Source organism: Hyphobacterium vulgare (assembly GCF_042643335.1).
Taxonomy (GTDB): domain Bacteria; phylum Pseudomonadota; class Alphaproteobacteria; order Caulobacterales; family Maricaulaceae; genus Hyphobacterium; species Hyphobacterium vulgare.
This window is the reverse complement of record NZ_JBHRSV010000019.1, coordinates 52,189-77,926: the sequence shown is the minus strand read 5'-3', so window position 1 is coordinate 77,926 and position 25,738 is coordinate 52,189. Positions and strand designations below refer to the sequence as shown.

26 protein-coding genes and 1 tRNA gene are annotated in these 25,738 nt (G+C 65.0%); 15 read left to right on the top strand and 12 right to left on the bottom strand.

The window, feature by feature from the left end:
- Positions 1 to 2: 2 nt before the first annotated feature.
- On the top strand, positions 3 to 137 hold the full coding sequence (locus ACFOOR_RS09915; RefSeq protein ID WP_343164211.1) for a DUF2256 domain-containing protein: 135 nt from the start codon (positions 3 to 5) through the stop codon (positions 135 to 137).
- On the opposite strand, the gene ACFOOR_RS09910 is transcribed toward ACFOOR_RS09915, so the two are convergent.
- Positions 128 to 1,051 carry a histone deacetylase family protein gene (locus tag ACFOOR_RS09910; RefSeq protein ID WP_343164210.1) on the bottom strand — a complete coding sequence of 308 codons (924 nt, stop codon included), beginning with the start codon at positions 1,049 to 1,051 and terminating at the stop codon, positions 128 to 130. The genes ACFOOR_RS09915 and ACFOOR_RS09910 overlap by 10 nt on opposite strands.
- The gene (gene ahr, locus ACFOOR_RS09905; RefSeq protein ID WP_343164209.1) at positions 1,048 to 2,067 is read right to left on the bottom strand and encodes an NADPH-dependent aldehyde reductase Ahr; all 1,020 of its coding nucleotides are present in this window, start codon (positions 2,065 to 2,067) and stop codon (positions 1,048 to 1,050) included. Before ahr ends, ACFOOR_RS09910 begins: the two co-directional genes overlap by 4 nt.
- Before the next feature lie 131 nt (positions 2,068 to 2,198).
- Here ahr and ACFOOR_RS09900 point away from each other — a divergent pair, with 131 nt between their 5' ends.
- On the top strand, positions 2,199 to 2,945 hold the full coding sequence (locus ACFOOR_RS09900) for a hypothetical protein (protein ID WP_343164208.1): 747 nt from the start codon (positions 2,199 to 2,201) through the stop codon (positions 2,943 to 2,945).
- Between the two features lie 38 nt (positions 2,946 to 2,983).
- On the top strand, positions 2,984 to 4,309 hold the full coding sequence (locus ACFOOR_RS09895) for an MATE family efflux transporter (RefSeq protein WP_343164207.1): 1,326 nt from the start codon (positions 2,984 to 2,986) through the stop codon (positions 4,307 to 4,309).
- A gap of 88 nt (positions 4,310 to 4,397) precedes the next feature.
- On the opposite strand, the gene ACFOOR_RS09890 is transcribed toward ACFOOR_RS09895, so the two are convergent.
- Both ACFOOR_RS09890 and ACFOOR_RS09885 read right to left on the bottom strand, forming a co-directional pair.
- Positions 4,398 to 5,435, bottom strand: a complete 1,038-nt coding sequence (locus ACFOOR_RS09890; RefSeq protein ID WP_343164206.1) for a quinone-dependent dihydroorotate dehydrogenase — start codon at positions 5,433 to 5,435, stop codon at positions 4,398 to 4,400.
- Entirely contained in the window at positions 5,432 to 5,791 is a 360-nt protein-coding gene (locus tag ACFOOR_RS09885; RefSeq protein ID WP_343164205.1) for a DUF952 domain-containing protein, read from the bottom strand. Before ACFOOR_RS09885 ends, ACFOOR_RS09890 begins: the two co-directional genes overlap by 4 nt.
- A 116-nt stretch (positions 5,792 to 5,907) precedes the next feature.
- Between ACFOOR_RS09885 and ACFOOR_RS09880 the strand changes: the two genes are divergently transcribed.
- Both ACFOOR_RS09880 and ACFOOR_RS09875 read left to right on the top strand, forming a co-directional pair.
- Complete coding sequence (locus tag ACFOOR_RS09880) at positions 5,908 to 6,534, top strand: S24 family peptidase (protein WP_343164204.1); 627 nt, start codon at positions 5,908 to 5,910, stop codon at positions 6,532 to 6,534.
- A gap of 141 nt (positions 6,535 to 6,675) precedes the next feature.
- Entirely contained in the window at positions 6,676 to 7,032 is a 357-nt protein-coding gene (locus tag ACFOOR_RS09875; protein WP_343164203.1) for a PRC-barrel domain-containing protein, read from the top strand.
- 14 nt (positions 7,033 to 7,046) lie between these two features.
- Here ACFOOR_RS09875 and ACFOOR_RS09870 read toward each other — a convergent pair whose 3' ends face one another.
- Together ACFOOR_RS09870 and ACFOOR_RS09865 are read right to left on the bottom strand one after the other, a co-directional pair.
- Positions 7,047 to 7,265, bottom strand: a complete 219-nt coding sequence (locus ACFOOR_RS09870) for a helix-turn-helix transcriptional regulator (RefSeq protein ID WP_343164202.1) — start codon at positions 7,263 to 7,265, stop codon at positions 7,047 to 7,049.
- Positions 7,266 to 7,269: 4 nt separating this feature from the next.
- Positions 7,270 to 7,692 (bottom strand): hypothetical protein, encoded by a 423-nt coding sequence (locus ACFOOR_RS09865; protein ID WP_343164201.1) that lies wholly within the window; start codon positions 7,690 to 7,692, stop codon positions 7,270 to 7,272.
- A 154-nt stretch (positions 7,693 to 7,846) separates the two neighbouring features.
- On the opposite strand from ACFOOR_RS09865, the gene ACFOOR_RS09860 reads away from it, so the two are divergent.
- The gene (locus ACFOOR_RS09860) at positions 7,847 to 8,377 is read left to right on the top strand and encodes a DUF7662 domain-containing protein (RefSeq protein WP_343164200.1); all 531 of its coding nucleotides are present in this window, start codon (positions 7,847 to 7,849) and stop codon (positions 8,375 to 8,377) included.
- Complete coding sequence (locus ACFOOR_RS09855; RefSeq protein ID WP_343164199.1) at positions 8,377 to 8,787, top strand: type II toxin-antitoxin system VapC family toxin; 411 nt, start codon at positions 8,377 to 8,379, stop codon at positions 8,785 to 8,787. The genes ACFOOR_RS09860 and ACFOOR_RS09855 overlap by 1 nt, the downstream gene beginning before the upstream one ends.
- Here the strand turns inward: ACFOOR_RS09855 and ACFOOR_RS09850 are convergent.
- The 3 genes from ACFOOR_RS09850 to ACFOOR_RS09840 all read right to left on the bottom strand — a co-directional run bounded on the left by ACFOOR_RS09850 (position 8,784) and on the right by ACFOOR_RS09840 (position 12,453).
- Entirely contained in the window at positions 8,784 to 10,379 is a 1,596-nt protein-coding gene (locus ACFOOR_RS09850; RefSeq protein WP_343164198.1) for a lysine--tRNA ligase, read from the bottom strand. The two genes, ACFOOR_RS09855 and ACFOOR_RS09850, sit on opposite strands and share 4 nt — an antisense overlap.
- Before the next feature lie 90 nt (positions 10,380 to 10,469).
- Positions 10,470 to 12,041 carry a hypothetical protein gene (locus ACFOOR_RS09845; protein WP_343164197.1) on the bottom strand — a complete coding sequence of 524 codons (1,572 nt, stop codon included), beginning with the start codon at positions 12,039 to 12,041 and terminating at the stop codon, positions 10,470 to 10,472.
- Positions 12,042 to 12,084: 43 nt separating this feature from the next.
- On the bottom strand, positions 12,085 to 12,453 hold the full coding sequence (locus ACFOOR_RS09840) for a hypothetical protein (protein ID WP_343164196.1): 369 nt from the start codon (positions 12,451 to 12,453) through the stop codon (positions 12,085 to 12,087).
- Between the two features lie 375 nt (positions 12,454 to 12,828).
- On the opposite strand from ACFOOR_RS09840, the gene ACFOOR_RS09835 reads away from it, so the two are divergent.
- The 4 genes from ACFOOR_RS09835 to ACFOOR_RS09820 are packed head-to-tail and all read left to right on the top strand — an operon-like array spanning position 12,829 to position 16,452.
- A complete protein-coding gene (locus ACFOOR_RS09835; protein ID WP_343164195.1) occupies positions 12,829 to 13,467 on the top strand; it encodes a TetR/AcrR family transcriptional regulator in 639 nt (212 codons plus the stop codon).
- A complete protein-coding gene (locus ACFOOR_RS09830) occupies positions 13,464 to 14,399 on the top strand; it encodes an HlyD family secretion protein (protein WP_343164194.1) in 936 nt (311 codons plus the stop codon). The genes ACFOOR_RS09835 and ACFOOR_RS09830 overlap by 4 nt, the downstream gene beginning before the upstream one ends.
- Entirely contained in the window at positions 14,396 to 15,325 is a 930-nt protein-coding gene (locus ACFOOR_RS09825) for an ABC transporter ATP-binding protein (RefSeq protein ID WP_343164193.1), read from the top strand. The genes ACFOOR_RS09830 and ACFOOR_RS09825 overlap by 4 nt, the downstream gene beginning before the upstream one ends.
- Entirely contained in the window at positions 15,322 to 16,452 is a 1,131-nt protein-coding gene (locus ACFOOR_RS09820; protein ID WP_343164192.1) for an ABC transporter permease, read from the top strand. The genes ACFOOR_RS09825 and ACFOOR_RS09820 overlap by 4 nt, the downstream gene beginning before the upstream one ends.
- Here the strand turns inward: ACFOOR_RS09820 and ACFOOR_RS09815 are convergent.
- On the bottom strand, positions 16,449 to 16,934 hold the full coding sequence (locus ACFOOR_RS09815) for a SixA phosphatase family protein (RefSeq protein WP_343164191.1): 486 nt from the start codon (positions 16,932 to 16,934) through the stop codon (positions 16,449 to 16,451). The two genes, ACFOOR_RS09820 and ACFOOR_RS09815, sit on opposite strands and share 4 nt — an antisense overlap.
- 119 nt (positions 16,935 to 17,053) lie before the next feature.
- Between ACFOOR_RS09815 and ACFOOR_RS09810 the strand changes: the two genes are divergently transcribed.
- The 4 genes from ACFOOR_RS09810 to ACFOOR_RS09795 all read left to right on the top strand — a co-directional run bounded on the left by ACFOOR_RS09810 (position 17,054) and on the right by ACFOOR_RS09795 (position 23,538).
- Positions 17,054 to 17,689: a peroxiredoxin gene (locus ACFOOR_RS09810; protein WP_343164190.1), complete on the top strand. Its 636-nt coding sequence runs from the start codon at positions 17,054 to 17,056 to the stop codon at positions 17,687 to 17,689.
- A gap of 113 nt (positions 17,690 to 17,802) precedes the next feature.
- On the top strand, positions 17,803 to 19,401 hold the full coding sequence (locus ACFOOR_RS09805; RefSeq protein WP_343164189.1) for an FMN-binding glutamate synthase family protein: 1,599 nt from the start codon (positions 17,803 to 17,805) through the stop codon (positions 19,399 to 19,401).
- A gap of 68 nt (positions 19,402 to 19,469) precedes the next feature.
- Entirely contained in the window at positions 19,470 to 21,062 is a 1,593-nt protein-coding gene (locus tag ACFOOR_RS09800) for a glycosyltransferase family 2 protein (protein ID WP_343164188.1), read from the top strand.
- 313 nt (positions 21,063 to 21,375) lie between these two features.
- A complete protein-coding gene (locus ACFOOR_RS09795) occupies positions 21,376 to 23,538 on the top strand; it encodes a M12 family metallo-peptidase (protein ID WP_343164187.1) in 2,163 nt (720 codons plus the stop codon).
- A 68-nt stretch (positions 23,539 to 23,606) separates the two neighbouring features.
- On the opposite strand, the gene ACFOOR_RS09790 is transcribed toward ACFOOR_RS09795, so the two are convergent.
- Together ACFOOR_RS09790 and ACFOOR_RS09785 are read right to left on the bottom strand one after the other, a co-directional pair.
- A tRNA-Gly gene (locus ACFOOR_RS09790) sits at positions 23,607 to 23,680 on the bottom strand.
- A 74-nt stretch (positions 23,681 to 23,754) separates the two neighbouring features.
- Positions 23,755 to 25,668: an alpha/beta hydrolase family protein gene (locus tag ACFOOR_RS09785; RefSeq protein WP_343164186.1), complete on the bottom strand. Its 1,914-nt coding sequence runs from the start codon at positions 25,666 to 25,668 to the stop codon at positions 23,755 to 23,757.
- Between the last annotated feature and the right edge of the window lie 70 nt (positions 25,669 to 25,738).

Genomic DNA, 25,738 nt, shown 5'->3' with positions numbered 1-25,738 from the left:
CCGTGGCGCACAAGAAGCCCAACCTTCCGGAAAAGACCTGCCCCGTCTGCCAACGCCCCTTCGCCTGGCGCAAGAAATGGGCGCGGAACTGGGAGCAGGTGAAATACTGCTCGAAACGGTGCGCGTCTCAGGCGTAGCGCGCGAGACTTTCACCGAGCGCCCGGAACATGCCGGCATGGCGGCCGGCCAGCGCCTCGACATCCCTCGAATATCCCCCGCCCAGAACCCCGCACAGCGGCAGGCCGAGCGCCATCACCCGGTCGGCCACCATCCGGTCGCGCGCGAGCAGGCCGTTATCCGAGAGCGAGAGCAGGCCGAGCCGGTCGTCCGCATGGGGATCGACCCCGGCATTGTAGAAGACGAGATCCGGCTTCGGGCCATCCAGCACAATGTCGAGCGCGTCCGAGAGCGCGGCGAGATAGTCCGCGTCACCCATGCCGTCCGGCAGACCGATATCGAGATCGCTCCGCGCCTTGCGGCGCGGCCAGTTCTTCTCGCAATGCAGCGACAGGGTGAAGACGCGGTCATCGCCCTCGAAGATGCGGGCCGTGCCGTCGCCCTGATGCACGTCGAGATCGATGACCAGAGCGCGGCTGATCGCGCCTTCGGCCAGCAGCACCGACGCGGCGACACCGACATCGTTGAACACGCAGAAGCCCGCCCCGCCCTCGCGGCTGGCATGGTGGCTGCCCCCGGCAGCGCTGGCGGCCGCGCCCTGTCCCAGTGCCAGGCGCGCGGCCAGGGTCGTGCCCGCAGCAGAGGTCCGGGCGCGGCGCGCAATCGGCTCGGTGACCTTGAACCCGATCCGGCGCTGCACATCGTCCGGCAGGCTCTGGGTCAGAACGCCATCGACATACGCCCCGTCATGCGCCAGTTCGAGCCAGCTGGCCGGCGCGGCGATCGGTGCGTGGAAGGCGCCGAAGGACGCCACGATTCCATCCGCCACGAGACGCCGGGCCACGGCTTCGTACTTCCCCATCGGGAAGCGGTGATGGTCCGGCACGTCATGCGCGGTGTAGTCCGGCGACCAGACAACACTCAGTCCCGTCACGCGAAATCATTCTCCAGAACAATGCGATAGCGGGCCTTGCCCTCGCGCAGATGGTCGAACGCCTCGTTGATTTGCGACATCTTCATGTGCTCGGTTTGCGGCGCGATGCCATGCCGGGCGCAGAATTCCAGCATGGTCGCGGCGATCGCCGGCGTGCCGACCGACGTCGCCGACAACTGTGCCTGCCCGCCCATCAATGCGATCGGGGCAAGCCCCATCGGTTCGGTCGCCGCCCCGACGAAGTTGAGCCGGCCGTCCGGGGCGAGCGCCTGGACATAGCGGGCCCATTCCAGCGGCACATTGACGGTCGAGAGCACCATGTCGAACCGGCCGCGTTCGGCTTTCAGCGCGTCCTTGTCGCGCGAATTCACGACGCGGTGCGCGCCCAGCGACTTCGCTTCCTCTTCCTTGCCGGGCGAGGAGGTGAAGGCGGTCACTTCACAGCCCCAGGCGCGCGCGAATTTCAGCGCCATATGCCCGAGCCCGCCAATCCCGATGATGCCGACCCGGTCGGTCGGGCGGATGCCATAGTGCACGAAGGGATAGAAGACGGTCAGCCCGCCGCAGAACAGCGGCCCGGCCTTGGCCGCATCAACGCCGTCCGGGATCGGGATCGCCCACGCGCCCTGCGCGCGGACCCGCTCGGCAAAGCCGCCGAACCGGCCCTTCTTGGCGGACGCGACGCCCGTGGCGTCTGCACACAGATTGTGCTGGCCGCTCATGCAGGTGTGGCACCCCAGGCAGGAATGCGCGAACCAGCCCACGCCGACCCGGTCACCGACCTTGAGGTGCTTCACCGCAGGACCGGCCTCCACAATCCGTCCGACGATCTCGTGGCCCGGCACCAGCGGATAGGCCGAGATATTCCACTCGTCGTCGACCAGCGACATGTCGGAATGGCAAAGCCCGCAGGTCTCGACCGCGATCTCCACCTCGTCGTCGGGCAGCGGTCCGGGATCGTATTCGAACGGCGTCAGCTTCCCGCCGGCTTCATGTGCGGCCCAGGCCCGGATCATGTGCGTCTCCTCGCTCGTCTCGAATCCAGCATATAGGGCGCCGCGCGCCGCTGTCGCGGGCGTGTTTTCGCTTCACCACGGGATTTCCCCCGCTATTCTGCGCGCGGGCGTTGCAACAAAAGGGATGAGACATGCCGATACTGTTGGGGGCACATGTGCTGATCGCGATACTGTGCGCGATCCACGCCCTGAAAACCGGCCGCCAGATGTACTGGCTCTTCATCCTGTTCGCCTTTCCCGGCCTCGGGTCCGTTGTCTATGTCGTGGTCGAAATCCTGCCGGGGCTCACGGAGTCTCCGCAAGCCCGCGCTGCCGGTTCGGCGGCGCGCCGGGCGCTGGATCCGGGTCGCGAATTACGTGAAGCGCGCCAGCAACTCGACGTCGCGCGTACTCCGGCCAATCTCCGCCGCGTCGGCGATGCCTATCTGGCCATGGATCGGCCGGGCGACGCCTTGCCCCTGCTACAGGAAGCCGCCACCGGCATTCTCTCCGACGATGAAGGCCTGCTCACGGCCAAGGCGCGGGCCGAATATGGCTGCGCGCTTTACGACGACGCGATCGCCACCCTGGAAGCGCTGAAGGACGCCCATCCGCGCACCTCCATGCCCCAGGCGCACCTGCTCTATGCCAGGGCACTTGAAGGCGCCGGCCGAGACGTCGATGCGCTCGAGCAGTACGAGAACGTGTCGGGCTATTACCCGGGCGCCGAAGCACGGGCCCGTTGGGCAATGCTGCTGGAAAAACTCAGCCGCGGCGACGAAGCCGCCGAACGCTGGAACGAGATCCTCTCTGCAGCGCGTATTGCTCCGAAATTCGCGCGCAAGGCACAGGCCGAATGGGTCGAGATGGCCCGTACCCGGGCGTCCCGCGTCGCGTGATGCTTGCAGCCGGGCCGGTGCCACTCTAAGCGCGGCCCATGACCGTCACGCCGCTCACCCGTCTCAACGTGCTGCAACGCGCATGGCCGCTGGTCTTCGCCAATGCCGCCGTACCGCTGGCCGGTGTGGCGGACACATTCGTGCTCGGCCTGCGCGGCGATGCCAGCGACCTGGCCGGAGTGGCGCTCGGCGCGGCGATCTTCAACATCGTCTACTGGTCGGTCTATTTCCTGCGCATGGGCACGACCGGCCTGACCGCCCAGGCCAACGGCACCGACGACGAGGCCGAGGTCCAGCGTACCCTTGTTCGCGCCGTGATCCTCGCTGCAATCATCGGCATGCTGGTCTGGCTGATCCGTGCGCCGCTCGCAGAGCTGGGTTTCGCCATCCTGCAGGGCGGTCCGGAAGCCGAAGCCGACGGCACCGCCTATTTCACGGCCCGCAGCTGGGGCGCCCTGCCCGCTTTCGGTGTCTTCGCCGTCACCGGCTGGCTGATCGGGCTCGGCCGCTCGTCCGAAACCCTCATCGTCCACGGCGTGATCAGCGCGGTGAATATCGGTCTCGACCTCTGGTTCGTGCTCGGGCTGGGCTACGGCCCGGGCGGGGTCGGGGCCGCGACCGCGATCGCCGAAGCCGCGGGACTGATCGTCGCGATCGGCCTGTTGTGGCGAATCCTGTCGCGACGCGGAGGCCTGTTGCCGGGACTATTCGGACGCGCCGCCCTGCTCGATCCGGGCGCGATCCGGCGCATGGTCGATATCAATATCAACCTGATGCTGCGCACCTGGGTGATGATCATCGGCTTCACCTGGTTCGCCAATGCCGGCGCGCGGCGGGGCACGGTGTTGCTGGCCGGCAATCACGTCCTTTTACAGGTCATCACGATCTGGGCCTTCGTGCTCGATGCCTTTGCCTTCATCGCCGAAGCCGAAGCCGGTCGCGCCGTGGGACGGAAGTCGGTGGCGCACATGCGACTTACCCTGCGCCTGACCGCCGAGCTGGCCCTGGCGACCGGGGCCATCCTTGGGCTGCTGACATGGCTGATCGGACCCGCAGCACTGTCCGCCGTAATCGGTGATTCCGGCGCGCGGGCAGCGGCGATTGCCTTCCTGCCCTATTGCGCGGTCGTGCCGGTTCTGGGGGCGATGGCATGGACGTTCGACGGCATCTTCATTGGCGCGACCCGGGGGGCGATGCTCCGCAATGCCAGTCTCGCGGCCCTTGCCATCTACCTCGTGGCCGACCTCATCCTGACGCCGCCACTGGGCAATCACGGCGTCTGGCTCGCCTTCCTCGTCTACTATCTCGCGCGCGCCGGTTCGCTCGCGGCGTACTACCCGGCGCTGGAGAAACGGTTGGTCTAGCCGAAACATGGGGTTCCCGCGAACGCGGGAATCCGAAACCAGGTGCGGACGTCAGGTCCCCGTTTTCACGGGGACCCCGGATTTGAGCCTAACCCGCCCCGACCGCCTCGCTTACCGCCGCGAATCCGTCCGCCTTCAGGCGTTCGGTAAGCCCCCGCTTGATGCGGGTGACGAGGCCCGGCCCTTGATAGACAAGCGCGGAATAGAGCTGGATCGCCGAAGCTCCGGCGCGGATCTTGGCGTAGGCCGTCTCGGCGTCCTCGACACCGCCCACCCCGATCAGCGGCACTAACGGCCCGATGGCCGCGCGAAAATCCTTGAGCAATGCGGTGGAGCGTTCGAACAATGGCCGGCCGGACAAGCCCCCGGCCTCGCCCTTGTCGGCGCTCGTGAGGCTTTCGGGGCGTTCGATCGTCGTGTTCGAAACAATCAGCCCGTCGAGACCGTGCGCCGTCACCGCGCCGGCGATGTCGGACACGTCGGTATCGGTCAGGTCCGGTGCAACTTTCAGGAAGACCGGCTCCGCCCCCTTCGCCGCCATCACGCGTGACAGCAGATCGTCCAGCGCGGCGCGCGACTGCAGCGCTCTGAGGCCCGGCGTGTTCGGCGAGGAAATGTTGACCGTGAAGAAACTGGCGAGACCGGCCAGCCGCGTCAGGCTGGTCACATAATCCGCGGCCCGGTCATCGCTGTCCTTGTTGGCCCCGAGATTGACCCCGACCACGCCGGTTCGCCCGCGTCGCGCTTCGAGCCGGGCGGCAAAGGCGTCGAGACCGTCATTGTTGAAGCCCATCCGGTTGATCACCGCCCGGTCCTCGGTCAGGCGAAACACGCGCGGCTTCGGATTGCCGGACTGCGGGCGCGGCGTGACCGCGCCGCATTCCACGAAGCCGAAGCCGAGACCGAGCAGCCGGTCGGGCGCCTCGGCATTCTTGTCGTATCCGGCAGCCAGACCGACCGGATTGGACAGCTTCAGGCCAGCTAGTTCCGTCGCCAGAACCGGATCGTCGGGATGATGAACCGCCGGGACGAGTCCGGCCTTCAGCGCCTTCAGGCTCGCCTGATGCGCCATCTCCGGCGGCAGCAGGCGCAGCGCGGCAGTGCCGAGCCGGTGGATCGCCGTCATGACAGGAAATCCCCGGGCAGTGTCCACTCGCCGTCCGCCCCGCGCGACAGGAGATGCGCCTCGATCACCGCGCTCAATGGCAGATCGCCGTAAAGATGCGGGAAGTCCTCGCCGCCGCGCGATTGTTCCCATTTGAGCGCCTCGCCGAGCGCACCGGGATCGACCGCGGCGAATATCAGGCGCGTCGCCTCTGCGAAGTGCCTGAACAGCGTGCCGGGCGTCTGGTCCGCGGTCGAGAAGTGGATGAAGCCGTCACGGCGATCATGTTCCGATCCGGTATAGGTCCCGGAAAGCAGCGCGGCCCCCCAGTCGGCGGGATCGGCGATCTTGTAGATGCGGGAAGGTCGCTGGCTCATGCCGCTCCGGTTATCCCCGCACCGCCGCGCGCGCAAGAGAGGCGGTTGCGCCCGGACCCGTGAGAGGATAATAATCCTTTCAGGTAGCACAAACCGGAAACAAAAGGAGGGGTTGCATGTTGACTCACCTTCAGGTGTGGCGCGGCGTCGACCGTCTGGCCGCGCGCGCCGGGCTGACCCCTTCCGGTCTGGCGAAGGCGGCCGGGCTCGACCCGACGACATTCAACCCCTCCAAGCGCACGTCCGATCACGGCACCCGCCCGCGCTGGCCATCGACCGAAAGCCTCGCCAAGGCGCTCGACGCCACCCGGGTCAGCTTCGAGGACTTCGCCGCCATGGCGACCGGCGCATCGACCGGGCGGACCGTACCGCTCATCGGCATGGCCCAGGCCGGAATTCTGGGCTTTTTCGACGATGCCGGCTTCCCCGCCGGCCAGGGCTGGCGCGAGGTCCACTTCCCCGGTGTCGAGGACCCATCCGCCTATGCGCTTGAGATCACGGGGGACTCCATGCTGCCGGTCTATCGCGAGGGCGATGTCGTGGTCATCGCGCCGGGCGACAATCCGCGCCGCGGTGATCGGGTCGTGGTGAAGACACGCAGCGGAGAAGTGATGGCCAAACGGCTGGAGCGAATGACCAGCCAGTCGATCACCCTGTCTTCGTTCAATCCGGATTTCCCCGACCGCATTCTCGATTTGCGCGAAGTCGTCTGGATGTCGCGCATCGTCTGGGCGAGCCAGTAATCCCCCCGGCTTTCACAAATCCGCCACGAATGCGTCACGAAACGGACCGCGAATCAACGGCGTAAGGGGAACCGATCAGGCGCAAAAGCGTTCGATCATGGTTAACGGACACGCGTATCCTGAGAACAAGGAGTGCCGCCCATGTCCATCCTCCCCCGCATCACCACTGCGCAATCCCTTCATGGCATCACGGTCGTGTCGCCCTCCGGTCGCCGCATCGGCGAGCTGGAAGACATCGCCGTCGGCGTGACAACGGGCCGCGTTCTGCACGCCGTGCTGGCGCTCGACACACCGAGCGAACTTGGCGAACGCTTCTACGCCGTGCCGTGGGAAACCCTGACACTCGACAGCGCCCATGACCGCTGTGTGCTGAACGTGCCGGTCGAGACGCTCCGCGCCGCCCCGGCCCTGCCAACCGCCGACGCGATCGACCACGCCGATCCGCGCCTGCGCAAGGCGATCGCGACGCATTTCGGGCGCTATCCGAACGCCGCATAGGAGGGCGGGAGGCATCACGCCTCCGGATACTGGAACACCTCCTCGAGCGGCACGCCGAACACCCGGGCAATCCGGAACGCGATTTCCAGCGAAGGGGAATACTTCCCCTGCTCGATCGCGATGATTGTCTGGCGCGTGACGCCGACCTGTTGGGCCAGCTCCGCCTGCGTCATCTCCTGCGAATGAAAGCGCAATGCGCGGATCTGGTTGGTGATGGGGGTCGGCTTGGCCATCCCTCTATCCCCCGAACCGGTAGGCCCAGGCGCGCAGCACGCCCTTGGTCAACTCGCTGAGCACCAAGGCGGCCAGCAGCGCATTGGCGCTCCAGAATGGCGCCACATCCATCACGGTGAGCGCGATCGCGCCGAACACGCCGGCCGCCAGAACATAGCCCGCCCGTGCATCGGCCCGCATCTCGATCAACCGGTCGCGTTCGTCAGCATTGTCGGACTCCTTCATCGCGAAAATCTTGATCGCGACATGCGCGACGATCGACAGCGCGATCAGGAGAAGGGTCAGGAAGACGAGCAGCCCGCCGAACGCCGCGGGCGGAGGCGCCTCGAGCGCGCCGAAATGCGGCAGAACGCCCGCGAAATACCAGCCGAAGACCCCGGCCACGATCGCCAGCATGGCGATATTGCTTTTTTCGTGGAAACTCATGTCAGCCTCGCTCGACCTTATGTCTGTTATATTTGACATTTGCAGATGTAAGAACAAGCCGACACCGTGTCCATAATTTTTGTCTTATTGGCCACTGTTGACAATAACAACTGTTAAGTGCTACTTCGTCTATGCCGTCATGGAGGCAAAAGTTATGTCCAAATATGCCGCTTTCAGTGACGCGCTGAAATCCCGTCCCGGTTCGTATTGGCGCGTGGGATTCGAGGAGATCGAGGCTCTGCTCGGCAGCCCCCTTCCAGGAAGCGCCTATCGCTACCCGGCCTGGTGGAGCAACAATCCGTCGAACAACACGATGACGCCGGTCTGGCTCAATGCCGGATGGAAAACCGCCGATGTCGATATTCCGGGCCGCAAGGTGACCTTCCGGAAGACCGGGGGTTCCGGGCCCAAGCCAGGACCCGGAATGTCCGAGCCTCCAACGACCGGATTCAACCGGGAAGTGAATGTAGAACTCGACCCGGTCACGCAGGAAGCGCTTCTGCAGCTTGCGGTGGCAGAGGAGACACCGATCGAGGCAGTCGCCAAGCGGCTCCTGACGGAAGCACTTGAGCGCGCCATCCCGTCCTTACGCGCAGCGCGGGCCCGGCAGGCCTTGTCGAAACGCGGCGACCTGCCGGTGATCGACCTCGAGGCCGTAGTGGCGCAGGCGCGGGACATGCACTGATGCCCGTCGTGGACGCGAATGTCGCCCTGGCCTGGGCGGTACCGTCATCCCGCACACAGTCCGCCCTTCACGTGCTTGAGTCGCCCGGCGACATCATCGCACCCACCCTCCTCGTTCACGAAGTCGCGAATGCCGTCTGGCTGATGATCAATCAGCAATTGATCGCGCCCGATGAAGGCGAAGCGATCCGCGCCGAGGCGATCGCTCCGGTCCGGATACTGGAGTCCGATCGGGTCCTGGCTTGGCGCGCTCTGCAGATCGCGGCCGAACTCCGGCACCCGGCCTATGACGCCTTCTATCTTGCAGTGGCTGAGGCTGAATCCATGCCATTTATCACCGGCGACAGGAGACTGATCGCGCGCGCGGCGGGATCGCCCTATGCCAGCATGATCCGCGAGCTTGGCGGCTAGCGCACCCCGGCCAATTCCCCGGCGAGGCCGCGCTCGATGAGGGCGATGGTTTCCGGAATGCCGTAGACCGCCACGAAGCCGCCGAAGCGCGGGCCCTGGCTCTGGCCCAGCAGAACTTCGTAGAGCCCCTGGAACCAGTCGCGGAGATTCTCGAACGGCTGCTCCTTGCCCGCGGCATAGACCTCGCTCTGGATCGTCTCCGAATCCGTCTCGCCCGGGTCGAGCGCCTTCAGCCGAACGACCAGATCCTCCATCGCTACGCGCTCGACATCCGTGGCGAGGCGATAGGATTTGTTCGGCTTCACGAAGTCATCGTAATAGGCGACCGCGCGTTCCGCGAGCCCGTCGAGGACCGGATGCGTATCCGGCGTCGCGCCGTCGACATAGCGGCCGATAAAGCCCCACAGCGCCGTCTTGTCCTCTGCCCCGGAAGCCGAGGCGAGATTGAGGAGCAGCGCAAAACTGATCGGCGGCACGTCCGACGGCGGGTTGCCGTCATGGATATGCCAGACCGGGTTTTCCAGCTGCTTGTCCTTCTCCTGCCCGGCATAGGCGGCCAGGTGCTGGTAGTATTCGTCGACCGCTTTCGGGATCACGTCGAAATAGAGCCGCTTGGCGGTGCGCGGCTTGGCGAAATTATAGAGTGACAGGCTCTCTTGCGTGCCGTAGCGCAGCCATTCCTCGACCGACAGCCCATTGCCCTTGGACTTGGAAATCTTCTCGCCCTGCTCGTCGAGGAAGAGCTCGTAGACATATTGCACCGGCGGCTCGACGCCGAGGATCTTGCAGATGCGCGAATAGATCGGCGCATTGGTCTGGTGGTCCTTGCCGAACATCTCGAAATCGACGCCCAGCGCTGCCCAGCGCATGCCGAAATCCGGCTTCCACTGCAGCTTCGTGCGTCCGCCGGTGACCGGCATGGTGACGTCCGTGCCGTCTTCGTCCTCGAAGGTGATCGTGCCCGCCTTCGGGTCGGTCGCCTTCATCGGCACGTAGAGCACCCGGCCGGTCGTCGGCGAGATCGGCAGGAAGGGCGAATAGGTCGCCTGCCGTTCCGCACCCAACGTCGGCAGCATCACGCCCATGATGTCATCGAACTTTTCCAGCGCCCGGATCAGCACGTCGTCGAACGCGCCGGAGCGGTATTGCTCGGTCGCCGACATGAAGTCGTACTCGAAGCCGAAACTGTCGAGGAAGGCGCGCAGCCGCGCATTGTTGTGCTGGGCAAAGCCCTCATGCGTGCCGAACGGGTCCGGCACATCGGTCAGCGGCTTGCCGAGATGGGCGTGCAGCATCTCCTGGTTCGGCACGTTGGACGGCACTTTGCGCATCCCGTCCATGTCATCGGAAAAGCAGATCAGGCGTGTCGGATACTGGTCCCCGGTCAGAACCCGAAAGGCGTGGCGCACCATGGCGGTCCGCGCCACTTCGCCGAACGTGCCCATATGCGGCAGGCCGGACGGGCCGTAACCGGTCTCGAAGATCACCGCCCCGCCATCGAGCCCGTTCCGCTCCACGCGTTTGAGCACGTCCCGCGCCAGTTCGAACGGCCAGGCCTTGGCGTTCCGGGCAAGGGCGGGAAGATCACTCATTGCGTGTCGCTTTCTTTCTGGTGCTGCATGTCCCGCGCGGACTAGGCCCGGCGGCGCGCGCGGTCAACTGCCGGAAGACGAGTTCAGAGCTCAGTCTTCGGGAAGGGCAGGCAGAAGCAGGATCAGCAGGGAAATTCGCTCGACGGGGTCTTCCGGCAGGGCGTTGTAGACGGTCAGCAGCAAGGCTTCGGCGTCCTGCCGGTGTCCGGAATTGACTGCCCCTTCCGCCCAGATGCGCGAGAAACGAACGTCGGCATCACTCAGCGGCCCGTCAAAATCCATCGCATCCGCAGGCATGAGCCGGTGAACCGCCTCGGCAAGCCGGTCTCTCTTGGTGTCGGAGCTGGCACGGTCATGAAGCAGAACAAGTTCGCTACGTGTCATGTCATAGGTCAACGAATAGTCCGCCCCATTGGCAATGTCGTATTCGGCGAACATTTGATTGATTTGCGCCTGCCGGTCTGCTTCCTGCGTCATCACGAGCCGCACAGCCTCTCCCGCAGCCCCGCACTCCAGCGCCGCGGTCGGGTCCGCGCTTCCGATGCCAGGCACAAATGCCATGGAGTCCGGGGTGTCGCCAAAACGCAGCCGCCTGATCTCTGCAGCAATGCGTTCGAGTTCGCCGATCTGACCGGATAACGCGCAATCCCCCAGCAAGGCGGCGACACGCCGGGCTTCCCTCAGGACTTCCCGGCTTTCATATGGGGGATCTTGCGACAGGGCATGGCCCAGCGCGATGTGGAGGTAACGCGCCGCCTGCGGGCGGTTTCCTTCCTCAAGCGCCGCATTCGCAACGCCGACCTCCAACTGGGCCTGTTCGGTCAGATCAAGATGCGTGGCCATGATCTCCCCCGCAATGGCTTCCGCTTGCGGATCGCCGGTGCGGATCAGGACGTAGGGCAGCATTCTCGGTCCCATAAGATCGAACATCGCCGCCGAATTGCCGTCGAGGCTCGACAGGAGTGATTGAAGCATTTGGTACGCTTCGGAGCGATATCCGGCCCGGGCCATTTCCGAGACCCAGCCCATCTGCACCCACAGGGAATAGGTATCGTCAGGCGCAGAAAAGCGGCTGCGCGCAAAGGCTTCGCGGGCCAGCGAAATATCGCCCGTCTCGAGCCAGGCAAAACCGGCGAACCCCCAGACCCGCGCAATCTCTCCCTGGTCAACGTCCTGCGGAGGAACGAGCAGAAAGTCCCGCGTTGGCCCCAGCACCGTGCGGGCTTCGGCGTCGCGCCCGAGTTCGGCAAGCGATGCCGCAAACATGACCTGGGCAAGCGCAACCGAGGTTGAGCGCGTGTCGCCCGCCGCCGCCATCGCCTCATCGATAAGAGGTTGGGCATAATCCGAGGCATCGGTTTCGAACAGGCTCAGCGAGGTCATGGCCAGAAGTAGCAGGACGGCATCCGTGTCGCTCACCATATCGACAAGGAATTCCGGCGGACTGTATTCCTCGGCTTCCGCAGCGGCATCCTCAACCAATACCGAGCGGTCGTTTCGAACAGCCGTGAAAAGCGCGTGAACCTCACCGGCCGCCTCCGCCCGCGTTTGCAATTCCGTCGCAAGGACGCGTTCCGGCTGATCGGTTACTTCGGCCTCCTGCGCAGCGGCGGGCGGCAGGGCGAGGGCCAGGGCGGCCAGCGGAATCAGGATCGCTCTCATGCCCGTAAAGGTAGCAGGACCCGCCCTCGCCCGCGACGGGAAATCAGGCAGGACCGGCCTTCGACTGGAAGCTGATCATCTGACCGTTCGGGGCGGTCAGCATGTAGATCCGTTCGCCATGGGCGTCGGTCGGGCCTGTCGGGTCGAGCCCGTTGGCGCGGGCGTTGGCCGCGAAGGCGTCGGCATCGTCGACGACGATCTGCAGCATGGTCATCTCGCCCATGCCTTCGCTTGACGGCCAGAACTCCATCCAGCTGCCCTCGCCCGCTGGCAGGACCGCGCCGTGGAAGCTGCCATCGTCCGGCATGCCGAGATCGCGCGGCGCGATGCCGAGCCCGCCTTCGCCGAGAAACCCGGCCAGCGCCTCGGCATCCTTCGAAACCTGGCACCAGCGAATACCCAGAACCTTCATTGTCCAATCCTCCCGTTATCGTCCGGCAGGGTCGGGTTCGAGCGGAGAAGAGTCCAGCGGCATCAATCCTGCCCCATTCCCTCCCCTCTAAGGAGAGCGGGGTGGAGTGAACCGGCAAGATTGTGTTCGACGTTTCCCGGACGGCGACTCCCGCCTTCGCGGGGGCAGGAGCCGGTCCGGGATCCAGTCGGGCCCCGGTCTTCGCTTCGCGAAACCGGGGAACGTCGAAATGGTTGAACCACTCTCGCCGTCACTCCCGCGAAGGCGGGAGTCCAGATTTTCCGACGCTCTGGATTCCCGCATGCGCGGGAATGACGCGGAGAATGCTCTGACTCTCTGTTTGCAACTGACTGACCGGTCAGTTATTAACACCGCATGATCCGACCCAAGCGCCAGCGCCGCCCCGAAGACCGGCCCGACGAGATCCTCGACGCCGCCCTTGCCGTGTTCACCGAGCAGGGTTTCGCCGCCGCGCGCGTCGACGACATCGCCAAACGCGCCGGCCTGTCGAAGGGCGCGGTCTATCTCTACTTTCCGTCCAAGGACGCGATGCTCAACGCGCTGGTCGAGCAGTCCGCCGGCCTCGTTGCGCAATCGGCCGAACGCATGGTCGCCGCCTCCGCCCCGGACGATCCCGAACAGGCCTTCCGCGCCGTGCTGCGCATGGTGCTGACCGTGCTGTCCGACCCGGAGGTTTCCGCCGCGCCGCGTCTGGTTCTTTCAGAAGCCCCGCGCTTTCCCGAACTGGCCGCCTACTACCGCACCCACGTCATCGACATCGGCCAGCGCGCCTTCCGGGCCCTGTTCGCCGCCGGGATTGCGCGCGGCACGTTCCGCGCGGTCGACCCTGACGCGGCGATGCGCACCCTGATGGGCCCGGTAATCGCCCACATGCTGCTGACCACCGTCTTCAACCGCCCCGGCGACCCCGATCACGACCCTGGCGTGATGGCGGACGCCCTCGCCGACATCGTCCTCAATGGCCTCAAGCCGCGCCCCGGAGATGCGTCATGAAGCGCCTTTTTCTGCTTCCCGCCCTTATGCTGGCCGCCTGTTCCGGCGAGCCGGACGCGGGATTTCACGGCTATGCCGAAGGCGATTTCACCAGCCTCGCCCCGCTCGGTGCCGGACGGATCGAAAGCGTCGAGGTCCGCGAAGGCGACGCGGTCAGCGCGGGCGCGCTTCTGTTCACGCTCGACACCGAAAATGAAGACGCGGCGCTGGCCGCCGCAGACGCCCGGCTCGCTGCCGCCGAAGCCCGTTTCGACGATGCCGCCGCCGGCGGCCGCGCCCCGGAAATCGCCGCCGTCCGCGACCAGTTGAGTGCCGCCCGTGCCAGCGCGGCGCAAGCGCAGGAAGACCTGACCCGCGCCCGCGAACTTTTCGGGCGCGGCGTCGTGCCACGTGCCCGGCTCGACGATGCCGAGGCCGCAGCCTCCGCCGCCAATGCCCGTGTCAGCGAATTGCGCGAGCGCGTCACAGTCGCCGAACTGCCCGCCCGGGAAGGCCAGCTGCGTGCCCTGACCGCCGAGATCGAAGCCGCGGAAGCCGGTGTGGTTCAGGCCCGTGAGGCGCTGTCGCGCCGACGCGTCAGCGCGCCGTCTGACGGCCGCATCGAGCGCCAGATCCGCTTCCCCGGCGAACTCGCCGGGCCGGGCCAGCCTGTCCTGCGCTTCCTGCCCGACGGGGCCGTCTTCGCCGTGCTCTTCATTCCGGCACAGGACCTGTCCTCGACCCCGGTGGGCACGGTGCTGACCGTATCGTGCGACAATTGCCCGTCCGGGCTGACCGCAACGGTGACGCGGATCGACAGCGAAGCGGAATTCACCCCGCCCATCATCTATTCCGACACCGAACGCGCCCGCCTTGTCTGGCGCGCCGAGGCCCGCTTCGAGGGTGAGGCCCCGCCGCCGGGGACCCCGCTGGCGCTGGAACCGCGCGGATGACCGGCACCGGCTTTGTCATCGACGTGAAGGGGCTGACCAAGACGTTTGGCGACACCAAGGTCGTCGACGATTTCGACATGCAGGTCCCGAAGGGCGCGATCTACGGATTTCTCGGGCCGAACGGTTCAGGCAAGACGACGACGATCCGGATGATGTGCGGCCTTCTGAAACCCGATGCTGGATCGGGAACCGCGCTTGGCCTCGACATCATCGAACAGAGCCGCGAGATCAAGGCGCGCGTCGGCTACATGACGCAGAAATTCTCGCTCTATGAAGACCTGACCGTGCGGGAAAATCTCGACTTCATGGCGCGGCTCCACGCCCTCGATGACCGCAAGGGCAAGGTCGAAGCCGCGCTCGAGGAATACGATCTCGGTCCGCGCGCGAAACAGCTCGCCGGCCAGCTCTCCGGCGGCTGGAAGCAGCGCCTCGCCCTGGCTGCCGTCTCGCTGCACAATCCGGGCCTGCTCCTGCTGGATGAGCCGACTGCGGGCGTCGACCCGAAAGCCCGCCGCGACTTCTGGGACCGCATCCGCGCCCTGTCGCGCAGCGGCGTCACCGTGCTGGTCTCGACCCACTATATGGACGAGGCGGTGCAGTGCGATTCCATCGCCTTCATCGCCTATGGCCGCAAGCTGATCGACGCCCCGTCGGGCGAGATTCCCAAAGTGATCGGGCTGCATACCTGGCGGATCGAGGGCAAGGGCCTCGCCGCGATCCAGCAGGATCTCGAAGCCAATCCCGATATCGAGCAGATCGCCCGCTTCGGGTCGGCGATCCACGTGTCGGGACGTGATGAAGCGGCTCTCCGGCGTGCCGTCGAGCCCTATGCCGCGCGGGAGGGGATCGAGGTCAGCCCCGCCAGGACGGGTCTGGAAGAGGCCTTCATCTATCTGATGACCGGCGCACAGGACAATTTCCGATGAGCCCGGAAAAGCCAGGAATCGCCGCCTCCCTCTCCCGCGTCGCCGCGATCCTGGCGAAGGAATTCATCCAGATGCGGCGCGACCGGCTGACCTTCGGCATGATGGTCGGCATCCCGATCATGCAACTTTTGTTGTTCGGCTATGCGATCAACACCGATCCGCGCCATTTGCCGACCTTCGTCGAAATGGGCGATACCGGCCCGGCCGCGCGCGCCATCGTTCAGTCGATGGAGACCAGCGATTACTTCGATATCGAGGGCGTGATCTCCGGCCCGGAAGAAGCCGACCGCCTGCTGCGGGAAGGCGAGGCCAGCTTCATCCTGACCATCCCGCCGAATTTCGAACGCGACCTGTTGCGCGGCGAAAATCCGCAATTGTTGCTCGACGTCGACGCTTCCGACCCGGTCGCGGCCGGAGCCGGCACCGGGGCCTTCCCGACCATCGTCCAGGAAGCACTCGAGCCCTTGTTGGGCGATCGCGAACTGCCCGTCGAACCGGTCATCCACCGGCGCTACAACCCGGCGGGGCGAACCGCGCTAAACATTGTTCCCGGTCTTCTCGGCATCATCCTCACCATGACAATGGCCATGATGACCTCGATGGCGCTGACCAAGGAGGCCGAGCGCGGCACGCTCGAAACCCTGCTCGCCACGCCGACCCGGCCGATGGAGGTGATGGCGGGCAAGATCGCGCCCTACATCCTCGTCGGTGCGATCCAGGTGATCCTGATGCTCGCCGGCGCACGCTTCCTCTTCAACGTGCCCTTCCTGGGCGACCCCGTCGCCTTCACCCTTGCCGTCTCGCTTTTCATCCTGGTCAACCTGTCGCTCGGCTTCCTGTTCTCGACCGTCGCGCGCAGCCAGATGCAGGCGATGCAGATGACCTTCTTCGTTTTCCTGCCGTCGATCCTGCTGTCCGGCTTCATGTTCCCGTTTCACGGCATGCCCGGCTGGGCACAGGTGATCGGTCAGGTCCTGCCGACGACGCATTTCATCCGCGCGGTCAGGGCAATCATGCTGAAGGGCGCAAGCTTCGCCGACGTGATCCCCGACCTCTGGCCACTGGCCGCGATCTTCACCGTGATCGCCGCGCTGGCGATGCTGCGCTACCGCCGGACGCTGGATTAGTCCGCCTTCGGATTGAAGGCGGTGATCAGGCGCGGTTCGCCTAGCGAGGCGCTGACGTCGAACACGGTCGCCGCGCTCGTCGGATAACCGTCGGGAAGCGCCGCATTCGCCCCGGCCTTCCAGGCGAGATCGTGGGCAAAAGCGCCGATGCCCGGATTGTGGCCGACCATCACGATGGCGCTGGCACTCGCGAACGCTTCGATCGCGGCGCGCTCGAGAAAATCCTGCGAGGCGTGATACAGCGCCATTGGCGACTCGACGGGGATTTCGCCCAGCGCCCCGGACAGGATCGACCAGGTTTGCCGCGTCCGTTGCGCCGGGGAGACCAGAGCCAGTGCCGGCACCACGCCTGCTGCCGTGAGCGCGGCGCTCGCGCGTGCCGCGTCGTCGCGTCCGCGCGGCGTCAGACCGCGGGCGAAATCGTCCTCGGCATCCATCCGGTCGACGGCTTTGGCATGGCGGACAAGGATCAGGACGGGCATGGGCGGCAAACTCTGCGGATTGTGACGAAGATTCGCGTCTGCAAACCTTGCATAGCCCGGTCCGCACTGCCATCTCGGAAGGCGAAACCGACCATCACACGACGACCAAGGAGACAGAGATGGGCCTGCTGCTGGGCGACATTGCCCCGAATTTCGACGCCGAAACCACCGACGGCAAGATCAATTTCCACGACTGGATCGGCGACAACTGGGTGGTCTTCTTCTCCCACCCGGCCGACTACACGCCGGTCTGCACCACCGAGCTGGGCTATACCTCGAAGCTCCATGGCGAGCTCGCCAAGCGCAATGCCAAGGCCATCGCCCTGTCGATCGACTCCGTCGAGGACCACAAGGGCTGGATCAAGGACATCGAGGAAACCCAGGGCTGCACGGTCAATTTCCCGATCATCGCCGACACCGACAAGAAGGTCGCCGACCTCTATTCGATGATCCACCCCAACGCCGATGCCAAGGTCACCGTGCGTTCGGTCTATGTGATCGACCCGAACAAGAAGATCCGCGCCACCTTTACCTATCCGCCGAGCGCCGGCCGGAATTTCAACGAGATCCTGCGCCTGATCGACTCCCTGCAACTGACCGACGGTTACAAGGTCGCCACGCCGGTGAACTGGGAATCGGGCGATGACGTGATCGTCGTGCCGTCGCTGTCCGACGCGGACGCCGACAAGCTCTTCCCCAAGGGCTACAAGAAGATCAAACCCTATCTGCGCGTCACGCCGCAGCCGAACAAGTAACGGTCTGAATTCCGTTCGATGACAATAGGCCCGGCCGGGAAACTGGCCGGGCCTGCTTGTTTTTGCCGCCATCCGCGCCATGCTCGCCCGCATCAGCCGGCCCGCGGGAATCGATGCGCTATCTGCCCTTCGTGATCATCGTCCTCACCGCCGCCGCATTGTCGGCGCTGGCACTCCTTCATGCGCCCTGGTGGTGGATCGGCGCCGCACCCCTGCTGATCCTGGCAGGTATCGGGATCTGGGACCTCGTCCAGGGCGCCCACACGCTGATGCGCAATTATCCGGTGATCGCGCGCATACGCTGGCTGTCGGAATCCCTGCGTCCCTTCGTCCAGAGCTATTTCGTCGAAGGCGATACGGAGGGCAAACCCTTCTCCCGGGAGGAACGCGCCCTCGTCTATCGCCGCTCGAAGAATATCGAGGGCGTGCAACCCTTCGGGTCCGAGCTCGACTTCCGCGCCCCCGATGTCGAATGGCTGGAACACTCGATCGCCGCACGCACCGGAAAGGGAGCCGACGTCCGGCTCGACATCGGCGGACCGCAATGCGCAAAGCCCTATTCGGCCTCGATCTACAACATCTCGGCGATGAGCTTCGGTTCGCTCGGCGCACGGGCGATCGAAACGCTGAATCTCGGCGCGAAGCTGGGCGGGTTCGCGCAGGACACCGGCGAAGGCGGGATTTCGAAATATCACCGCAAGCATGGCGGCGACCTGATCTGGGAGATCGGCTCGGGCTATTTCGGCTGCCGCAACAGGGACGGCAGTTTCGATCCCGAGGCATTCAGGGCCCGCGCCCTCAGCGACCAGGTCAAGATGATCGAGATCAAGCTGTCGCAAGGGGCCAAGCCCGGTCATGGCGGGGTTCTGCCCGGCTCGAAGGTAACCGCGGAGATCGCCGAGGCTCGCGGTGTTTCGGTCGGCGAGGAATGCGTCTCCCCACCCGCTCACTCCGCCTTCTCCACGCCGGCGGAGATGATGGAATTCATCGCACAGCTGCGCGAACTGTCGGGCGGAAAACCGGTCGGCTTCAAGCTGTGTGTCGGCCGCAGGGTCGAACTCTTCGCCCTGATGAAGGCGATGAAGACGACCGGCATCCAGCCGGACTTCATCGTCGTCGACGGCAAGGAAGGGGGCACTGGTGCGGCGCCGGCGGAATTCATGGACAGTGTCGGATCGCCGCTCCGTGAAGGCCTGATCGCGGTACGCGATGCCCTCATCGGGTCAGGCTTCCGCGACACGGTTCGCCTAGGTGCCAGCGGCAAGATCGTCACCGGTGTGCGCTTCGCGACGAATATCGCGCTGGGCGCCGACTGGTGCAATTCGGCACGCGGCTTCATGTTCTCGCTCGGCTGTGTCCAGTCGATGCTGTGCGACACCAATCGCTGCCCGACCGGAATCACCACGCATGACCCGCTGCGCCAGCACGGCCTCGTCGTCGAGGACAAGGCGAAGCGCGTCGCGGCGTTTCACAGGAATACCGTCCAGGCTCTGGTCCACATGGCCGCCGCGGCCGGCTGCGACCACCCGCACGAATTGCGCCCGGAACACGTCATGCGCCGTGTCGGTCCCGACCGCGCAATCTCGCTCCGCGACCTCTACCCCCAGCTTCTGCCCGGGCAGTTCTGGGACGATGCCGGCGCCACGACCTATGGCCGCGAATGGGCCGCCGCCACCCCGGACAGCTTCCACCCCCTCGCGCCCGCGTCCTGATTCGATTCGCCAATTCGAATCACTCGCATTAAAGTTGTCTTCGGATGGGGCAGACCGGGAGAACCGGCATGCAGGGGATGGCACGGGCAAGACCCGGGGACGGCGCACTGCCGGTCCGGCGCGCACTCGAGCGCATCCTGTCCCCGTCCCGCGCCCGCGACTGGGCTGATGAGGCCGCCAACGGCCTCCACAACCGAGCGCCGTTCGCCTCGGCCCGCCAGGGACTGCAATCCGGTCAGGTGGTCGCGGTTCTGGCGCCACTTGTGTTTCTGGTCGCCTGGGGCGCGGCCTGGCCGCCGCTGACCGGCGTCCTCCTGATCCTGTCATCCGCCATGATCCTTGCCCTGTCGGCCCTTCGGCTCGTTGCAGCGGCTGTGCCGGCCCGGCCGCTTACCGCACCGGAGGTCGACGATTCCCGGCTTCCCGTCGTCACGATTCTCGCGCCGATGTTCCGCGAAGCGGCGGTGCTTCCCCAGCTTGTTCGGGCGCTCGACCGGATCGACTACCCGGCCGAAAAGCTCGATATCAAACTGATCGTCGAGGCCGTGGACGGGGCCACGCTCAAAGCAGCCCGGGCCTGCGATCTCGACGCCCGCTTCGAGATCGTGGTCGTCCCTGACGGCGCACCGCGTACCAAGCCCCGCGCCCTGAACTACGCCATGCGCTTCGCTCTCGGTTCGATCGTGTGCATCTATGACGCCGAGGATGTGCCGCATCCCGGCCAGGTGCGGACCGCGGCGGGCGTGTTCAGCGCCGCACCGGCGCGCCTCGCTTGCCTGCAGGCCCCGCTCGGCTGGTACAATCACGACCGGAACTGGCTGACCCGGCAATTCGCGCTGGAATACGCCGCGCACTTTCATGCGCTGCTGCCCTTGCTGGCACGCATGGGCTGGCCGCTCCCGCTCGGCGGCACCAGCAACTTCTTCCGCCGCGAAGCGCTTGAGGCCGTGGGGCTCTGGGACCCCTACAATGTCACCGAGGACGCCGACCTCGGGTTTCGCCTGGCCACGCACGGCTACCGCACCGGGGTCATCGCGCCGCCCACGCGCGAGGAAGCTCCGGTACGCCTTCCGGCCTGGCTGGTGCAGCGATCGCGCTGGATCAAGGGTTACGCCCAGACTATTGCGGTGCATACGCGTAACCCGCAAAAACTGTTCACTCGGACCGGCGGAACCGGGACGCTATCTCTCGGCGTATCGCTTGGCGCTGCGGTCATCTCAGCTGCGCTGCATGCGCCGACCGTCCTCTTTTTTTTGGTGGCGGCCACCGCAGCGCCATCGTGGCCACTCTGCTGGGCGGCTTGTATTCTGATCACCGGATATTCGGCCGCCGCAATCTGTGCCGCCGTCGGCGCACGGCGGGCCGGACTGACGCCCCGGCTCGGCGATCTTCTCACCATGCCCGCCTACTGGCCGCTGCAGACGCTTGCCGCCTGCCGGGCCTTGTGGGAATTGCGCTCGAACCCTTATTTCTGGGCCAAGACCGAACACGGGCATTCACCCGCCCCCGAAACCGAGACCCGGGCCGCGGCCTGGAACGACACCGAGGCCGCATGTCCTTTACCATCACCCTCATCCTCATGGGCGGTTTCGCGGCGGGCTTCGGCATTGCCGCCTGGATGTCGGGACGGCCGCTCGACATCGCGCGCGGACCGCGCATGATCCCCTGGACGCTGATCGCGATCCTGTGCGCCGCGACGGAGATTTTTCTCCTCGCCCACCTGGTCAATCTTCTGGGTTTCGAGACCGGAAACGGCCAGGGTTTCTGATCGCCGGACAAGCACCTGCGCGAACATGCGATTTCGTTCCCTAATTCATTCCGCAGGCACGCCCTCGGGGCGAGTTTTCATGGACAAGGGCGCAATACTCGGGCCCAATACAGTCAAAGAAGGCGGTTAGCTTTGTCTGACCGCCCAGCGCTTTTTGCGATCGGGGGGCGTTCATGACTCGCATTTTACTGGCTTTGGCGGCATGTATGATTTCCGGAATTTCGAACGCATTTGCGGACGATCTGATTGATTTCGGATCGAACACAGCCATCGCCTCCGACGCGGGCACAGACATGAACGGGCCTGTCCGCCACACAATCAGGGGGCTCGACCCGTTGGTTATGGCGATGACACCGGGAGAAAGCATCGCGCTCAATTTCGGGCCTGGCGGAGATGCCATCCTCGATCGCATTGAGACGAACGCCACCGGAACCCGCATCTGGGTCGGACATGTCGAGGGCGAACCTCTGAACCGCGTGCTTCTCACCCGAACCGGAGAACATGTCTTCGGACGCATTCAGACGGGCGAGGAACTCTGGCTGATCATTCCGGACCGCAATGGCGGTCACACATTATTTCGTCACGGCGCCAACGCCCGCTTCGCGGGATTTGAAGGCGATGAACTGGTTCCGCCCGTCAACGAACTGCTTGAGAACCGTGTCCCATCCAGCCCGAACGTGGTGCCCGTCACTGATGAAGCCGTCGCGATCGGTTCACTCGGGACGGTCGATATCCTCGTCTATTATAGCGGGAGTTTCCATGCGACGTGGGGACCGGCAGCGGGTGGACGCATCCAGTATCTGATGGCCCTGCTCGATCAGGCTCTGGTCGATTCCGACACCGGGCTTCGCGCCCGGCTTGTCGGTACGGAATTCATCTCGACCAATGACGATCGTGGCAATGCCGCCACCGTCGTCGACATGCGCTCCGGTGCCGGACTTGGTGAAGCAGGTCCGAATGGACAAGATTACAGCACAATGTTGGCGCGGCGGAATGCGCTGGGCGCAGACCTTGTAGCCATGGTCCGCAACATGCGCACACCCGATATGGGAAATTGTGGCACCGCCTATGTGATTGGTGCAACGAGCGACACAATCGGAATCGGTAGCGACATTGTCGGAGTCGCCGCAATCAGCGACTGGATCGACGACGCCGATACCGACCTTGGCAACGGCTACACCTATTGCACCGATCTGACCTTCGCACACGAGATCGGCCATAATCTGGGTATCGCTCATGACCTCGTAAACTCGGACGCCAATCGCGGTGTTCGAGAGTTTGCGCTGGGATATGTCAATCAGTGCGGCTACCGGACGATCATGGCCTACGACTCGTCATTGCGTGCGACCGTTTGCCTGATCGATGCGGCTCCGGGTTCAAACCACGAACTCGAAATGCCCTACTTTTCGAACCCGGACCTCGACCGATGCGGCCCGACCATTGTTTCGAGCTCGACCAGTCAGCCATGTGGAACGGCCAACGCCGACGCGGCGCGCGCCATGCGCGAGGAGGGCCGCAACGTAACCGATTTTCGTAGCGAGGCAGGTTTTCTGCGGTCAGCTGTGCTGCCGCTGACCCGTGCCGTCCCCACCGGAACGACGGCTACGGCCTTCGCGACCGTTATCAATCCGGCCGCCAACGGCGATACCGCGACCGATTGCGGTCTGAGACTGCCTGGAGCCAACACGAACCAGTTCAGCTATCAGACGACAGATGCCCTGAACGCGCCGACCGGCACGGTCGACACGCCCGTCGACATTCCCTCGGGCGGTGCGCAGAGCTTTGTTTTCAGCGTCAGAACAAACAATCAATTCGTCGACAATTCCCGGACCGAGATCGATTCCGACAATGTCGAGACCGATCTTTTTGTTGAAGCCTTCTGTGCCAACCGCCGGTCCGCCGAATATATCGACGGCGTCAATTCGTTCACGTTCAAATCGGAATCACTACCCGGTCCCGACGTGATCGCTGTGGCCGGAACCCCGACGGTTCCGGGCACGGTAATCGTGCCGACAACGGGCAATATGGTCGGTTTCTTCGTCGTGGCGGTGACGAATGTGAGCACGGACGGCGCCATCGTGGCGAGTCCGTCGATCGGACCCAATGCCGAGGCCGGCATTTCGTCTGTCGAAATCTGCCGCACCGATCCGGACACTGGGGCCTGTACGACACCGCGCGGCGAGTCGGTAACGGTCAATCTTGCAACCAATGGAACGGCGACCTTCGCGATATTTATCCGGGGAACGGGGAGCGTCGTTTCGAACCTGCCGGCAACAAATCGTGTCTTCGTCCGCTTCACTTCAACAGGGACCGCATTTTTGAGCGGCGGGGAACGCGGTGCGACCTCTGTCGCGGTCCGCACCGACTAGGCGCCCACTCCTTTATCGGCGCTCGTCCGATCATACAGGACGGGAATGTCGGAGATTCGGCGCACCGCTGGAGCGGGTGAAGGGAATCGAACCCTCGTCTTAAGCTTGGGAAGCTTCTGCTCTACCATTGAGCTACACCCGCGGCCCGCAGTGCGGACGCGGCGCGACTATACGCGAACCGGCGGCCCCGCCAAGACGGAGCCGCCGTTCGGCGAACTATTCCACCGGGTAGTGTTCGGCGAGAAAGGCCGCCGTTTCGGCCAGCACGCGGGCGCGCGACGATCCGGTCGACAGATAATGGTCCTGCGACTCGATTTCCCGATAGGTCAGCAGCGGTGAGTCGCGCATCACCCGCTCGATCCCGCGGCTCTGCTCCACCGGAACGGTCAGATCGTTCGCCCCGTGCATCAGAAGCAGCGGCGCCCGGATTTCGCCGGCCCGAAGCACCGGTGCGATGGCGCGCCGGTTGTCCCGGTCCATGTAAAGCGAGCCGATATAGCGCTCCCAATAGTCGAGCCCGATCAACCGGCCGCTTGCATAATTATCGCCGAGCATGGCGTGGGGATCGCTGACCGCGTTGATCGCGATGACGCACCGCACATTCTCCGGATCGAGAATGCCGGCCATCAGCGAGGCATAGCCGCCATAGGACGCCCCGACGATACAATAGCCCGGACGCGCCAGACCTTCACGCACAAGGATTTGCGCCCCTTCGATCGAGTCGGTGACCATCCGGCGTCCGAACTCGCCATAGCCTGCGGCCACGAAGTCCTGCCCGTAGCCGGCCGAGCCCCGGAAATTCGGCTGCAATACCGCATATCCGAGCGAGGCGTAGGCCTGTGCCATCCAGTCGAAGGTCGCATAGTCGCGCAGCTGCGGGCCGCCATGGGGCAGGACGATCAGCGTGAACGGACCGTCGTCCTGGTTCATCCCGGGCGGCAAGGTCAGCAATGCGGGAATCGAGAGCCCGTCGCCGGCATCGTAGGACAGCGAGATGACCTCGCCGGTCGGCCGGTTCGCCAGACCTGGATAGGCCTCGCCGAGGACGGAGACTTCGCCAGACACCGTGTTGAAGACGTAGAAGACTTCCGGCACACCGCGGCTGAAGGCCGATGCGACCACGATGGACCGGTCGCTCGACCAGGATTCCAGATTGACTCGCTCGGTCCCGAGCGCCCCCAGAAGGGCGGCCTGGATGCCGGCCAGCTCCTCGTCGATGAATATCTGATCGGGCAGGTCGTCATTGCTCAGACCGACACCGACCAGTTCGTTATGGTGGCGATCGATGATCGGGGCATAGACCATGCCGGACGGCAATCCGGGAATCGCGACCGCCGTCACACCGCCGGCCTCGAGATCAAGACGCTGGAGCCCGCGATTGGGGCCCTCGGAGAACACCATCGCCAGCGCGCTCCCGCCATCGATGAAGCCGAGAATGTCCGGGCGGTCGGACAGGTGGCGACCCGAATAGAAGGGGTCGCGCCGGGTGCCGGGCCGGCGCACCTCGTAGAGCGACTGGTTGATGTTGATGTATTGCTCGGCAACGATCTCGCCTTCGGGATCCAGCACGTCATAGGTGATGTGATCGCGGGCGCGGTGAATCGACCGGCCCTCCCCGTCCGCAAGCGACACGTCGAACCGTTCCAGGCCGTTGCCCGTCCGGATTTCCATGATGATCGTGTCGGGCGTATCGATGTTCATCGAGGCAAAGAGCGACGAATAGATCTGCCCGAAATTGTTCAGAAGCTGCACGCCGTTGCGGGTCTCGACATCGAACGCGACCGAACGGCTGTAATAGACTTCGCTGCCCCGGAAGCTCTCATAACTGCGGACCGTGAACACCAGATAGCGGTCTCGCGCCCAGAAATAGTCGACGATTTCCCCGTCCCGCCAGGGTTCGAGAGCGAACGGGGCCGATCCGCCGGTGAGGTCGTAGACGCACAGGGTCGGCAATTCACCGCCGCTGCACATCGACGCCAGGCGCTGACCGCTGGGCGACACTTCCACCGACTGCAGCGCCGGCAGGGTGGCAAAGGGTTCGAGCGACGCATCAAGCGGCGGACCGTCCTGTGCCGCTGCGATGCCGTGGATCGTCAGGGCAGCCAACGCTGCGATCGTGCGTGAGGACATGGTGTCTCTCCCTGCCGGATGGGCTTCAGAGAGAGGCCGCGTCCGAAGAAAACAGGGGCGCCGCGACGTC